General features: G+C 38.1%; 12 protein-coding genes and 1 pseudogene. 3 read left to right on the top strand and 10 right to left on the bottom strand.

Going from position 1 to position 13762, the window contains the following annotated elements:
* Window positions 1–90 precede the first annotated feature (90 nt).
* The 5 genes from DDU33_RS11040 to sstT all read right to left on the bottom strand — a co-directional run bounded on the left by DDU33_RS11040 (window position 91) and on the right by sstT (window position 6288).
* Window positions 91–219 (bottom strand): transposase-like zinc-binding domain-containing protein, encoded by a 129-nt coding sequence (locus DDU33_RS11040; RefSeq protein WP_420807408.1) that lies wholly within the window; start codon window positions 217–219, stop codon window positions 91–93.
* A 103-nt stretch (window positions 220–322) separates the two neighbouring features.
* On the bottom strand, window positions 323–1309 hold the full coding sequence (locus DDU33_RS07240; RefSeq protein ID WP_108922914.1) for an IS110 family transposase: 987 nt from the start codon (window positions 1307–1309) through the stop codon (window positions 323–325).
* A 427-nt stretch (window positions 1310–1736) separates the two neighbouring features.
* Window positions 1737–2693, bottom strand: coding sequence for an ABC transporter substrate-binding protein (locus DDU33_RS07235; protein WP_108924086.1), 957 nt, complete (start codon window positions 2691–2693; stop codon window positions 1737–1739).
* A gap of 121 nt (window positions 2694–2814) precedes the next feature.
* Window positions 2815–4818 carry a bifunctional tRNA (5-methylaminomethyl-2-thiouridine)(34)-methyltransferase MnmC2/FAD-dependent 5-carboxymethylaminomethyl-2-thiouridine(34) oxidoreductase MnmC1 gene (mnmC, locus tag DDU33_RS07230; RefSeq protein WP_108924084.1) on the bottom strand — a complete coding sequence of 668 codons (2004 nt, stop codon included), beginning with the start codon at window positions 4816–4818 and terminating at the stop codon, window positions 2815–2817.
* Between the two features lie 255 nt (window positions 4819–5073).
* The gene (sstT, locus tag DDU33_RS07225; RefSeq protein ID WP_108924082.1) at window positions 5074–6288 is read right to left on the bottom strand and encodes a serine/threonine transporter SstT; all 1215 of its coding nucleotides are present in this window, start codon (window positions 6286–6288) and stop codon (window positions 5074–5076) included.
* A 243-nt stretch (window positions 6289–6531) separates the two neighbouring features.
* Here sstT and DDU33_RS07220 point away from each other — a divergent pair, with 243 nt between their 5' ends.
* Together DDU33_RS07220 and ushA are read left to right on the top strand one after the other, a co-directional pair.
* On the top strand, window positions 6532–6894 hold the full coding sequence (locus DDU33_RS07220) for a diacylglycerol kinase (RefSeq protein WP_108924080.1): 363 nt from the start codon (window positions 6532–6534) through the stop codon (window positions 6892–6894).
* Between the two features lie 44 nt (window positions 6895–6938).
* A complete protein-coding gene (gene ushA / locus DDU33_RS07215; RefSeq protein WP_005818549.1) occupies window positions 6939–8582 on the top strand; it encodes a bifunctional UDP-sugar hydrolase/5'-nucleotidase UshA in 1644 nt (547 codons plus the stop codon).
* 75 nt (window positions 8583–8657) lie between these two features.
* Here the strand turns inward: ushA and queF are convergent, their stop codons facing one another.
* From queF to DDU33_RS07190, 5 genes and pseudogenes are all read right to left on the bottom strand, one after another.
* Window positions 8658–9497: an NADPH-dependent 7-cyano-7-deazaguanine reductase QueF gene (gene queF / locus DDU33_RS07210; RefSeq protein WP_108924078.1), complete on the bottom strand. Its 840-nt coding sequence runs from the start codon at window positions 9495–9497 to the stop codon at window positions 8658–8660.
* Between the two features lie 8 nt (window positions 9498–9505).
* Entirely contained in the window at window positions 9506–10054 is a 549-nt protein-coding gene (gene gmhB, locus DDU33_RS07205; RefSeq protein WP_108924076.1) for a D-glycero-beta-D-manno-heptose 1,7-bisphosphate 7-phosphatase, read from the bottom strand.
* Window positions 10054–10524 (bottom strand): thioredoxin-dependent thiol peroxidase, encoded by a 471-nt coding sequence (gene bcp / locus DDU33_RS07200; RefSeq protein WP_108924074.1) that lies wholly within the window; start codon window positions 10522–10524, stop codon window positions 10054–10056. The genes gmhB and bcp overlap by 1 nt, the downstream gene beginning before the upstream one ends.
* A 74-nt stretch (window positions 10525–10598) precedes the next feature.
* Window positions 10599–11756, bottom strand: coding sequence for a radical SAM family heme chaperone HemW (gene hemW, locus DDU33_RS07195; protein WP_108924072.1), 1158 nt, complete (start codon window positions 11754–11756; stop codon window positions 10599–10601).
* A 59-nt stretch (window positions 11757–11815) separates the two neighbouring features.
* Window positions 11816–11956, bottom strand: a pseudogene (locus DDU33_RS07190) (5-methyltetrahydropteroyltriglutamate--homocysteine S-methyltransferase); the annotation flags it as partial.
* A 198-nt stretch (window positions 11957–12154) separates the two neighbouring features.
* On the opposite strand from DDU33_RS07190, the gene DDU33_RS07185 reads away from it, so the two are divergent.
* Entirely contained in the window at window positions 12155–13750 is a 1596-nt protein-coding gene (locus tag DDU33_RS07185; RefSeq protein WP_108924070.1) for a lactate permease LctP family transporter, read from the top strand.
* The last annotated feature ends 12 nt before the right edge of the window (window positions 13751–13762 follow it).

Below are 13762 nucleotides of genomic sequence, written 5' to 3'. Positions count from 1 at the left end.
TTGAAGTTCTGACTGAACAATGATATTTAACGGCGCGTTGTTGAAAGGTTTGTTTTCCAGAAGCGTAATCTGCCCAAATTTTAATTGGAGCTAATTTATTCTTGAAGGAAGATGTTTTATAGCATTTATGACGAAATATCGTTGAATATTATTTGATGTGCTATATTTCTTTATTCTTGTACTTTGGCAAAATGGACAGTTATTTTGTTCATATTTCAAAAAGAGGGATTAAAGCCTTGTACTATACGGTATTATGTAGCAAATGCACAATTCCTTAAATTTGATAAAACGATATAGTAGATACCATAAGACACAACAAATTTTATTTCATAAATGTATCTAAATTAAATGCCGTCTGTTTTTGCAATACAGCCTGTGCAATAGTGACTAATTTACGCATTAAAGCAGTGATAATTACCATTTTAGGCTTACCACACTCAAGCAACCGCAATACAAACGAGCGATATACGCTATTTTTGTAGCAGCCAAAGGCAAAATTCATTGCAGGACAAAAGAGCGCCTTGCGAATGTCGGATTGCCCGATTTTTGAGATACCAATAACGGTATTTAAACTTTTCCCCGAACTTTTAATCATCGGGGTTAAGCCTGTAAAAGTGGCTGCAGCTTTTGCATTTTTAAAACGATTGCCATCACCTAAATGGGCAATCAGTTGAACGGCGGTTGCAAAGCCAATAGCAGGAATAGTGCAAAGCAATTTTACATTGTTTTTCAATGTGTTATCTGCATTAACGCACTGTTTAATCGTTTTCTCCAAAGCATTAATCTGCGCTTTGATGAAGGCAATCATCTGCTGTGTTGAAGCAATGCAATCGCTATCAATCAACATCGTTAGCCGTGTTTTTTCTTGTGCCAACTGTTTTTTCAGGTGGTCAAGTTGGCGATTTTTACGCAACAATTCCCGTTGAGCAGGGGAAATTGGCTGATAAATCGGTAATTTATGACGCTTTTCATCGGCATAATCGGCAAGCATTTTGGCGTCGATTTTGTCGGTTTTAGAGCGTAAATTATCGGTTCTCGTGAAATTTGCACTACATTTAGGGTTAATTACGCTAACGGTGATTTGCTGTTGAAACAGAAAATCAGCTAGGGCTTCGTGATAAATATTGGTGGCTTCCATTACGCAGTGAAAAGTTTCACCAAATGTATTGAGCCACTGCATAAGTGATTGAAATCCTTCCGGATTATTTTTAAACACTTTATGCTTATGTTTGCCGTTTTGTAATTTAATGGCAACATCAAATTTAGCTTTGGCAATATCAATGCCAACGTAATATAATGGGTTATCCATTTGACCTCCAAACCTTGTGAATGCGGGCTACGGAAAACGTGCCTGAGATACCATTCGGGGTGATAGTGGATGAGGAAGTAGGCTTATATCTACACTACGTGCTTAATAGCACTAGGGACGCCACAACTCTACTTTCTCTTTAACCCCATTATGATGGTACTCGTAATGGGGTTTTCTTTTACCCATATTCTAATACAAGGGACGCCACGCTGGCGTCCGTCATAAACACAATATAGATAAATAATTTTACATCTGCGAAATGATAGTCATGCTGTCATGTATTTTATCAGCTACTCTGAAATAGACGCCAGCGTGGCATCCATACATATATTTTGTGCAACTGCTACATAATGCCGGTACTATAAGGCTTTAAGCCACTTTTTAGCAACTATTTTGTCTATTACACCAAAAATTCACTTACTTATTTCTAAAAAATATCCTTTGCTTCTATTTTTAAAGGCTCTGGAATAGAAATACCAAACTCTTTTGCCGTTTGTTGATTAAGAGAAAGAGACATTTTACTCACTTCATGAGTTGGAATATTTCCGGCTTTTTCTCCTTTTAAGATACGAGAGGCAACTTTCCCGGTTTCAACACCAATATCATATTGGTTTACCGCATAAGCGGCTAAAGCACCTCGTTTGACCGTATCGCTATCAGAAGCAATCACTGGAACTTTAATCTCCAATGCTGCTTTATGCAATGCTTCATAAGCGGATACTACAGCATTGTCTTCTGAAATATAGATGGCTTGTACTTCGCCATTTAAGCTACGAGCCGCTGTACCAATATCGGCACTACGCTGTACCGCAACCGGCACAACTTTTATCCCCGCCTTCGCAGCCACCTCTTTTAATTCTTCTAAGACAATCGCAGAATTCACTTCCCCGGCACTATATACATAACCAATTGATTGTAAATTAGACACTAATTTTTGTGCTAATTCCAACTGCGGTTGCATCGGTTTATGGTCGGATACTCCCGTTACATTGGTGCCACTTGGCTCCCAAGATTTCACTAATTTAGCAGCAACAGGATCGGTCACCGCTGAATATACGATAGGAATGGTTTTCGTTGCTGCAACAACAGGCTGTGCTGAAGGTGTTGAGATTGGAATAATGACAGTAGCTTTATCTCCAACAAACTTACGTGCAATCTGTGCCGCTGTTGCGGTACTGCCTTGTGCTGATTGGAAGTTGATTTTGACCGTTTTCCCATCCACAAAGCCTTCTTTTTCTAGCTGATCAACCACCCCTTTACGAATTGTATCTAAAGCCGGGTGCTCAACAATCGCAGTAATAGCTACATTTGGTAATTCTTGAGCCAGACTATTTAAACTAAAAATGGCTAATGCTGAGACAAGTAATGTTTTGCATGTTTTCATTTTGAACCTCGAAGATAATGAACTAGTAAACTAGTACAAAAGTAATCTATCTTTTTGGAGATCGCAAGCAAAAAATACACTCAAATCATAAACTCGATGTTGATCGTTTGTTTTTTGAACGTTACTCTACTCGGCTACCTTTTAATAATTTTCTAATCCAGCTCCGATTTGGATTTAAGATCTGCCAAATATCTTCACTGATAGGAAGCGGTTCATGCGTGATTAAGCTTGCCAAAAGCTCACCAAGTAATGGCGCAGAAGTTAATCCTCGAGATGCTAACCCATTAACTAGATAAAGTTGCGGAAAAGAAGCTGCAAGTTCAACGTTCTCTTTACGGCGAAGCGCATTATATAAATTCTGATACTGCTCTTTTTGCACGTCCCAGTTTGGCACAGCGCCAACAATGGGGCTACGATCACGTAAAGCCGCTCGAATTCCAACTTTTGCTTGATTTTCTGAAGCATCAATCTGTTGCGTCCATTCACAAGCGGTCAAATTTTTCTGGAGTTTTGCAATATTTTCATGATGTTCATGCAAACTAAAATGCGTTTCTGCACTATCTCTAAGATGGCTAGCGCCAATGCAATGACGTCCGGCTTGAGAAATAGGGGTAATATAGCCATCATAACAAACCACGCATTTTAACTGTGCTAATTGCTCATTACTTGGCACAGAACTAACTTGTCCACGTACAGGATACAAAGGAATACCTTTAGCCTGTGCAAAATCTTTTAAGGTATGCCCATTTGCTAACACTAACACTTCATGTTTAAATGTTTTGCCTTCATGTTGCCACATCCATTTTCCCTCTTTAAAATCAGGTTGGGTAACTTCATGATTTAAAACGATCTTTACCCCCTTTGATTGTAAATAGGCAAACGTATTTTGAACAAATTGCACGGGCGATAACCATCCCCCAGAGGGAATAAAGGCTCCGCCATGCACCACATTTAAACCTATTTTTTCACTGAGTTCGTCCGCATTACACAATTTAAAGAGTGTTTCATCGTCTGTCTGTGTTGCCATTTTTTCTAATTTTTGAGCAACTTTTTCGTGATAAGCATATAACGCAACGCCGGTTAATCCGTGCTCAAATGAGATATCTGTTTTAAGCTGTTGTAGCCGCTGTAATGCATAATCAAAGGCGTGAATATAAAAGCGTACATTTCTTTCATCGTCATCACTTAGTTGTGGGTAAATCGCGCCCTGCAAATTGCCCGAGGCATTTTTAGCGACATTTTCATCTTTACAGTAAAGAGTAACCTGTTTTCCCTTTTCTAATAAGGATAATGCGAGAAAAAGGCTCGCAATTCCGCCCCCCACAATCGCAATATCTTGGCAATCTTGTGCAGATTTTTGATAAAAATAAGGAAATTTCACACTTTGTTCTATCGAGCTTGATGTTTTTTGTCCCCACAACATCTCACGTTTTTTACCAAAACCTTTGCGTTTTTTTACCTCAAATCCGACCGCTTGTAACCCTTTTCTGACATGGCTTGCTGCGGTAAAGGTTGCAAAAGTCCCTTCTTTTTGAGTGGTTTGGAACATATGTTGATAAACCGTTTCGTTCCACATTTCCGGATTTTTATCTGGTGAAAAACCATCTAGAAACCAAGCATCGACCATTTCGTGATAATAATCTCCCCATTGCTCAGCATTTTCACGAATATCGCCAAACCAAACATCCAGATAAATATTATCAAAATGATAACGCTGGCACCCTACTTGTCTCGGATGCCAACAAGCGGTTAAATTTTCTGATAATGTTGCAAATTGTGGGTAATGCTGATGTATCTCGCTTAATTGTGTTGAAGTTAATGGATATTTCTCAAAAGATAAAAAATAGAGGCGTTTTAAACTATGTTCTGGAAATTGTTGACGAAATTGTTGGAATTTTTCAGCTACAGCTAAAAAATTTAACCCCGTTCCGAACCCCGTCTCGGCGATGACAAAACAAGGTCTTGCATGTGTTTGCCATCGCTCCCACAATTGATTGCCCTCTTGAAAAACATAATAGCTTTCCGCTAAACCATCTTGAGTTGAAAAATAGATATCGTCAAATTTTTCTGAAACAGGCGTGTTATTAACATTAAAAGTCAATTGAGAAAAAGTGAGTTTACGCATGAGTTACCCATTACTATAAAAAGTGAATAATTTGTCAAAGAAAGGAGAAAAAGAAAAGGTGCGTTTCCGCACCTCTGTATTAGAAAATAAAATATGCGAAAGTACAGATCATTGCGAGTGTCGCAACCACTGTCATCATTGCATAACCAAATGTACCCATATAATCCTCCTTTGATTAGAATCAATGCTATTTTAATATGAAGTTTACATTTTGTATTCTAAAATAATCCCTAAAATATAGGGATTATTTTATTATTATGCTGTTTTTTGATCTTCAGCAATACTCACTGCAGCCGTAAACAATACATCTGTTGATGAGTTTAATGCTGTTTCAGCTGAGTCTTGAATAACGCCAATGATAAAACCAACACCGATAACTTGGGCAGCAATATCATTTGGAATATTAAATAAGCTACATGCCAATGGGATCAATAATAATGAACCACCAGCAACCCCTGAAGCACCACATGCACAAATTGAAGCAACAATACTTAGTAATAATGCAGACCAGAAATCAGGCACAATACCTTGCGTATAAGCTGCCGCTAACGTTAATACTGTTACCGTAATTGCCGCACCTGCCATGTTGATATTCGCACCAAGTGGAATAGATAGCGAATAGATTTCTTCACGTAAACCTAAACGTTTTGATAGCCCCATATTTACTGGAATATTTGCAGCTGAGCTACGAGTAAAGAATGCCGTTACGCCACTTTCACGTAAGCAGATAAATGTGAGAGGGAATGGATTGCGGCGAATTTTCCACCAAACAATCAATGGATTTAAAATAAACGCTACGATTGCCATTGCGCCAAGTAAAACGGCTAATAAACGTGCATATCCCACAAACGCATCTGCACCATTTGTTGCAAACGTATCTGCCACTAAACCAAAGATACCAATAGGCGCAAGGGCAATAACTACTTTAACTACCGCAGAAACTGCATCAGCAAAATCACTCAAGAATGTTTTTGTGCTAGGAGCAGCATGACGCAATGCAATACCTAAACCGATTGACCATGCTAAAATACCGATAAAGTTTGCATTCGCTAAAGCTTGTAGAGGGTTATCAACTAAATTAAACACAACGGTTTTGATAATCTGGCCAATTCCCTCTGGAGGAGCTAAATTATCTGGGCTTGCAACTAATTCCAATGTAGTTGGGAACATATAACTTAAAATAACAGCGGTTAATGCTGCCACAAATGTCCCTAACACATAAAGCACTAAAATCGGTTTAATTTTGCTGTCTGACCCAATTTCTTTATTTGCTATGGTAGACATTACCAAGACAAAAATGAGAATTGGCGCAATCGCACGGAGTGATTTTACGAAAAATTGACCTAATACCCCAACGTTTTGAGCCCATTCAGGACTGACTAATGCAAGGATAATCCCTAAGACTAACCCGATGAAAATGCGCAATACCAGATTGCCACCGAGTAATTTTGAAGAAAATGAATTGCTCATAATACTTAACTTTAATAAGACCTTATTTAGATAAATGCAAGCATTTATCCCCCGAAAAAGAAGAATTATGAGATTATCCGAAAAATGCGCTTTATGGAATAGGTAAACGATTAGAACTTATACTTTTTTTGCAAATTTCTCTTTTTTACGTTTTTTTGCAATTTTAAGTCACATATTCTTTCCGTTCTTACGCCCTTTAAGCTAAAATACTGCCCGTTTTATTCACTACTCTTTTTAAACACTATGAAACCTGCAAACAAAGCTGATTTTGCTCGTATTATTCGAGCCGCTGGTTACTCCATAAAAGGCTTAAAAGCCGCATATATTCACGAAGCTGCCTTCCGCCAAGAAATTTGGTGTTCTATTATTCTTATCCCTTTAGCATTTTGGTTGGGCAATGGCGTTATTGAAAAGCTCCTTTTAGTCGGTAGCGTATTTTTAGTTCTCATTGCTGAATTACTTAATAGCGCGGTTGAATCGGTTGTCGATCGCATTGGCTCTGATTATCACGAGCTTTCAGGAAGAGCTAAAGATATTGGCTCCGCTGCCGTATTTATGGCGATGGTACTCCTTGTTATTACTTGGCTACTCATTTTACTTTTCTAATCTTTTTCTCCTTGTTATTTTTTCTTTCAACCAAAAGGTACATTATGAAATTTAGAAAAACACTCCTTGCATTAGCATTAACAGCTTCAACGTCAGCAATGGCATATCAAGCTGATAAAACTTACAACTTTACCGTATTACATACGAACGATATTCACGGTCATTTCTGGAATAATGACAAAGGTGAATATGGTTTAGCGCCACAAAAAACGGTCATTGACCAAGTTCGTAAAGAAGTTGAAGCACAAGGCGGTTCAGTCATCGTCTTAAATGCAGGCGATATTAACACCGGTGTACCTGAATCAGATATGCAAAATGCGCGTCCTGATATTGAAGGATTAAATGCGATTGGCTACGATGCTATGACCTTAGGTAACCATGAGTTTGATGTACCATTACAAATTTTAGACATGCAAGAAAAATGGGCAAAATTCCCATTACTTTCTGCTAACGTCTATAACAAACGTACAAACAAACCGCTTGTTACACCATACATCACGTTAGAACGTGGCGGTTTGAAATTTGCTGTTGTAGGTTTAACAACGGAAGATACCGCAAAACTAGGTAACCCGGATGTAACAGGAAATGTTATTTTCAAAAACCCAATTGAAACCGCAAATAAAGTCTTAAAACAAATCAATAAAAAAGAAAAACCTGATGTACGTATTGCCTTAACACATATGGGTTGGTACTTAGACGCAAAACACGGTACAAACGCACCAGGAGATGTCACCATGGCTCGTACACTAAAACCGGCTGCATTTGATTTAATTGTCGGCGGTCATACACATGATACCGTTTGTTTTGATGAGAAAGGTCAATTTATTGAGAAATATAAACCAACAATGGCATGTAAACCAGATTTCCAAAACGGTTCTTGGATTATGCAAGCCGGCGAATGGGGTAAATATGTTGGTCGTGCTGACTTTGAATTCAAAAACGGAAAAACCACTTTGGTTAAATATGAGTTAATTCCAATTAACTTAAAACAAACCATCAAAAAAGAAGATGGCACAAAAGAATACAAACTTTACGCAAATGAAATTAAAGCAGACGAAGCACTCTATGCTCAATTGAAAAAATACCAAGACGAAGGCGATAAAACATTAGGCGTTAAAGTTGGTAATACAGAAGGTTTCTTTGACGGCAAACGTGAATCTGTACGCTTTGTACAGACAAACCTTGGTCGCTTAATTGCACAATCTCAAATGGAACGTGTGAAAGCAGATATCGGTATCATGAATGGTGGTGGTATCCGAGCATCTTTACCAGAAGGCGAAATTACCTATAAAAACATTTTAACGGTTCAGCCATTTGGTAATATGATTTCAACTTTAGATCTAAAAGGTAAAGAGTTAGTTGATTTCTTAACTACAGTAGCCTTAAAAGAAACCGATACTGGCGGTTATCCTCAGTTTGCGAATATCTCAATGGTTGTAGATCGCACAGCAAAAACGATCTCTGATGTCAAAATTGGAGGTCAGCCATTAGATATGAATAAAACTTATAAAATCTCAATTCCTGATTACTTAACAGCCGGTGGAGATGGATACCCAATCATGAAAAATCACCCAACCTATGTAAACACAGGTTTCATTGATGCTGAAATGCTTAAAAAATTCTTTGAAGAGAAAAAAGTATTAAAAGCGTCAGATTATGATCCGAAAAATGATGTGATTTTCAAATAAGTAACCTCATATAAACAAAAAAGAGTTAATTTCAAATCGAAATTAACTCTTTTCTTTTATTTGTGATGCCTGCTTTTATTGACGAGCCATTCTTAAATTCTTCGGCAAAGGCTCAAAATTAGAACGGAACGGATTGATATCTAAACCGCCTCGGCGAGTATAACGAGCATAAACAGTCAATTTCTCCGGTTGAGCAAACTGCATTAAATCAGTAAAAATTCGCTCAACACATTGCTCGTGGAATTCGTTATGTTCACGGAACGAAATGAGATAACGCAATAACTTTTCACGATTTAATTTTTTGCCTACATAATGAATTTGAACACTTCCCCAATCCGGTTGTGAGGTAATCAAACAGTTCGATTTCAGTAAATGACTTACTAAGGTTTCATCAACCACTTCGCCCTCAGCAATTCCTGCTAAATGCTCATTTGAAAATTGATAGCTATCAATTTGTAAATTTTGTTCATCAATACATTCGCCATCAAAATCTACGATAGGCTGTTGGGTGTATTCTGATAATTTGCGAACTTTTACAGAAACTTGACCGCTTGCACAACGGCTCAAATCTTGCACTAACACTTGCTCGACTTGCTCAAATGAGTCGAATTTACTTTGGTTAAAGCTGTTTAAATAGAGCTTAAAACTTTTCGACTCAATCAAATTTTCGCTTTGAAAATCCACCGCAACATCTGCAATCGCCACTTGTGGCAATCCATTAAGGTTAAGCCAAGAAAGTTCATAGCAAGTCCAAATATCCGCCCCTTGATTAAATGGCTGAACATCGGTAATACCTAATCCATCACGATTTAATTTGCGAGGTACCGGCTGTAATAAATTAGGATCATATTCACTTTTATATTCGGTTTTCTGCCCAAGTTTTAAAGCAGAAAGCGATTTATCATTATAATTCATGGTTCTCTCTATTTAACATATCTCACTAAATCCACTAGGCTGTCTAGCACAAGATCTGCTTTTGCCTTTCCTTCTTCGGTAACGGCTTTACCCGTGTGGACTAACACTTTCGTCTTCACGCCGGCAGCTTCCGCCGCCAACAAATCCTCTAATTTATCGCCCACCATATAAGATTTTGCTGGATCAATATTTAAATCTTTGATCGCTTGTAAAAACATACCCGCATTTGGCTTACGGCAGTCGCATACTTCTCGATATTCGCCTTTCCCTTCCGGATGATGAGGGCAATAATAAATGCCATCTAATACCACACCGTAATCTTCATCAAGCGACCAATCCATCCATTCCGTTAATTGATGAAATTGCTCTTCAGAAAAATAGCCTCGGGCGATCCCTGATTGGTTTGTGACAATAACCAATAAATAGCCCTTGTCTTGCAACTGTTTTAGTGCTTTCCCTACGCCTTCAATAAACTGGAAATCATCAATTTTATGCACATAGCCGTGATCAATGTTGATCGTACCATCACGATCTAAAAAAATCGCTTTATTTGCCATTATTTTAGCCCCTTCACAAAATCTACCACCATTTGATGATGTTCCGATGTTTTGAATTTGTCGAATACCGCTTCGATAACACCAGCTTCGTTAATCAGAAAGCTGATACGATGAATACCATCATAGGTTTTACCCATAAATTTCTTTTCGCCCCAAACGCCAAAAGCCTCTGCAACTTGATGTTCAGGATCAGAAAGAAGGGTAAAATTTAATGCTTTTTTCTCTTCAAATTGAGCTAACTTTTTCGGTAAATCCGGGCTAATGCCTAATACCACCACATTGAGTTCATCCAGCTCACTTTTGCTGTCTCGCAAACCACAAGCCTGTGTTGTACAGCCTGGAGTTAATGCTTTAGGATAAAAATAAACCAGCACTTTTTTTCCTGTAAACTGATTTAATGAAACAGAATTTTCGTGTTGATCCAATAAGGTAAATTGAGGAGCTTTATCGCCAGCTTTTAATGTATTCATATTTATCTCTCAAATAAAAACAACCGCTTGTATATTACTACACAAGCGGTCGTTTTCTTATGTTTTTTTGCAATTTAAACCAAGAACCCTTCTAATAACTCATTAAGAAAGAGTTTACCGTGTTGCGTAATTTGCCAGTACTGTGTCGTTTCTGTGAGGTAATTTTTCTCAATTGCTTGAGCAATTATCGGCTCAATAGATTTAAGCGTGAGCCCCGTAAGTTGTTCAAAATCCGTTTTAGGCGTTGCTTCGAGTAAGCGAAAACGGTTCATAAAGAACTCAAAAGGACGATCTTCTAAAGCAATTAGTTCTTGAGAATAGCGGTACTCTCCTCGCATATACCCTTTAGGGTGCTTCGTCTTGCTGAAACGATAAATCTCGCCGGTCGGATACGTGATTTTCCCGTGCGCTCCACAGCCAATGGCAAGATAATCACCAAATCGCCAATAATTTAAATTATGCTGACATTGGTAACCTTTTTTCGCATAGGCTGATGTTTCATACTGTTCATAGCCAGCCGAAGTTAAAAGCTGATGACCTTGCTCAAAAATATCCCATAATTCATCATCGTCCGGCAGGGTTGGCTGGCGATAATAAAACATAGTGTTAGGTTCAATAGTCAGTTGGTACCAAGAAAGATGCGGTGGATTTAGCGCTATTGCCTGTTTTAAATCAGAGAGTGCTTGCGAAACCGATTGATTAGGCAAACCGTGCATCAAATCTAAATTAAAACTCCGCAGCCCCAAACTTGCGGCATTTTTAGCAAATTCGACCGCTTGTATCGCCTCTTCTCGGTTGTGAATTCGCCCTAATTTCAACAATTTTTCCGGTTCAAAACTCTGAATTCCCATTGAAATACGATTAACCCCCCCTTGAACATAACCTAAAAAGCGCTCGGCTTCAGCCGTTCCTGGGTTTGCTTCTAATGTGATTTCGATTTGATCTTCAAAAGCAATTCTTTTTTGAATTTCCGCTAATAGGTATTGAATTCCCTCTGCGGAAAAAAGGCTTGGCGTGCCGCCACCAATAAAAATAGAATGGATTTTTCTTTCGCCAATTGCCGTTTTGTAAGCGGTTAAATCTTGCGATAAATCTGCAAGTAAGTGCTGAATATACTCCTTTTCGGGAATGACACCTTTTTGAGCGTGTGAGTTGAAATCACAATAGGGGCATTTTTGAACGCACCAAGGAATATGAATATATAAACTGAGTGGAGGGAGAGTTAAATTCATTCCATACCTTTTCTAAAAATGGAAAGACGCACAAACTGTGCGCCTTAAAGCAAAGTGGGTTATTTTCCCCAAACTTCTTCAACAATATCACGAATAAATGCCAGTTTCGCCCATTGTTGTTCTTCCGTCAAGATATTCCCTTCTTCCGTTGAAGCAAATCCACATTGTGGGCTTAAACAAAGCTGGTTATTAGACTCATAATAGAGCTATATTCACCTACCTATTTATAATTAAGTTACATTTTCTTAACTTAATTTTTAAACAATTTACTTATTTTTTCGTGATCTACATCACAATTCTTTAACATTATGCTTTCTTTCTTTAATAACTTGTTTACAATTTGCGATGATTAGCTCTCGCTATCAAAGAAGTGATTTTAATTTTTAATGGTGAACCCTATGGCTCTCTTTCTTAGTATCTTTCCAATTGTTTTACTCATTTATTTAATGGTAAAACGCAATGCATTACCTTCTTATGTTGCTCTTCCTTGGATTGCAGCAGTGGTATTGATTATTCATTTATTATTCTTTGCAACAGACATTACTGTAATTAGCGCAAAAATTGCTTCTGCAGTTGTAGATGTGTTAACGCCAATTACTGTTATCTTCGGTGCGATTTTATTTAACCGTTTCTCAGAAACTTCCGGTGTAACAAATACGTTACGTAAATGGTTGGGTAACATTAACCCAAATCCGGTTGCTCAGTTGATGATCATCGGTTGGGCATTTGCCTTTATGATTGAAGGTGCGAGTGGTTTTGGTACACCAGCAGCAATTGCGGCACCTATTCTTGTCGGTTTAGGTTTTAACCCGATTAAAGTGGCGGTATTAGCCTTGATTATGAACTCTGTACCGGTTTCTTTCGGCGCGGTAGGTACTCCAACTTGGTTCGGTTTCGGTCCATTAAATTTGGGTGAAGATAAAATCCTTGAAATTGGTTCAATGACAGCAACCATTCACGCATTTGCAGCATTAGTTATTCCGGTAATGGCACTAAGCTTCATTGTTACTTGGAAAGAAATTCGCCAAAATATCGTCTTTATCTATTTAAGCATCTTCGCTTGCGTTGTACCTTACTTCTTACTTGCTCAAGTAAACTATGAATTCCCGTCATTAGTGGGTGGTGCAATTGGTATGTTTGTCTCTATTTTCTTGGCAAACAAAGGCGTAGGTTTAGCAAAAGTAGAAAACACCCTAGACAATACTTCTGTTACAACCAAAGAAGTTGCAAAAGCATTATTACCAACCGGTTTACTCATTGCGTTCTTAATTGTAACTCGTGTACAACAGCTACCATTTAAAGCAATGATGAACAACGCAACAACTTGGGTATCAACGCAATTAGGCTCATTAGGTCAATTTGAAATCAGTGAAGGTCTAATCTTTAGCTTAAAAAATATTTTTGGTACAGGCATGAATGCCGGTTATAAATTGCTTTATGTACCAGCGTTAATTCCATTCGTGGTTACCGTTTTAATCGCAATTCCACTGTTCTCTGTATCAGCAAGCAATGTAAAAGATATTTTTGCAACCAGCCTCAAACAAGTCCGTAACCCATTTATCGCCCTTATCGGTGCGTTAATCATGGTAAACTTAATGTTAGTAGGTGGCGACGGTTCAATGGTAAAAATCATTGGTAAGAGCTTTGCAGAAGCAACCGGCGAATATTGGACAATCTTTGCTTCTTATTTAGGTGCAGTAGGTGCGTTCTTCTCAGGTTCTAACACGGTATCTAACTTAACTTTTGGTAGTGTTCAATTATCAACAGCGGAAATTACCGGCTTATCAACCTCATTGATTCTTGCATTACAATCTGTAGGTGGTGCAATGGGTAACATGGTGTGTATCAACAATATCGTTGCGGTAAACTCTGTGTTGAACATTCAAAACCAAGAGGGTGCGATTATCAAGAAAACCGTTGTACCAATGATGATTTATGGCATTATTGCAGCTATCGTTGCATTAACCATAATCCCAATGTTCTTCAACGTATAGTAACAATAAAGT

The sequence above is a fragment of the Actinobacillus porcitonsillarum genome (assembly GCF_003101015.1).
Classification (GTDB): domain Bacteria; phylum Pseudomonadota; class Gammaproteobacteria; order Enterobacterales; family Pasteurellaceae; genus Haemophilus_A; species Haemophilus_A porcitonsillarum.
Note: the sequence above shows the minus strand (reverse complement) of the source record. Positions and strands in the feature narration are given on the sequence as shown.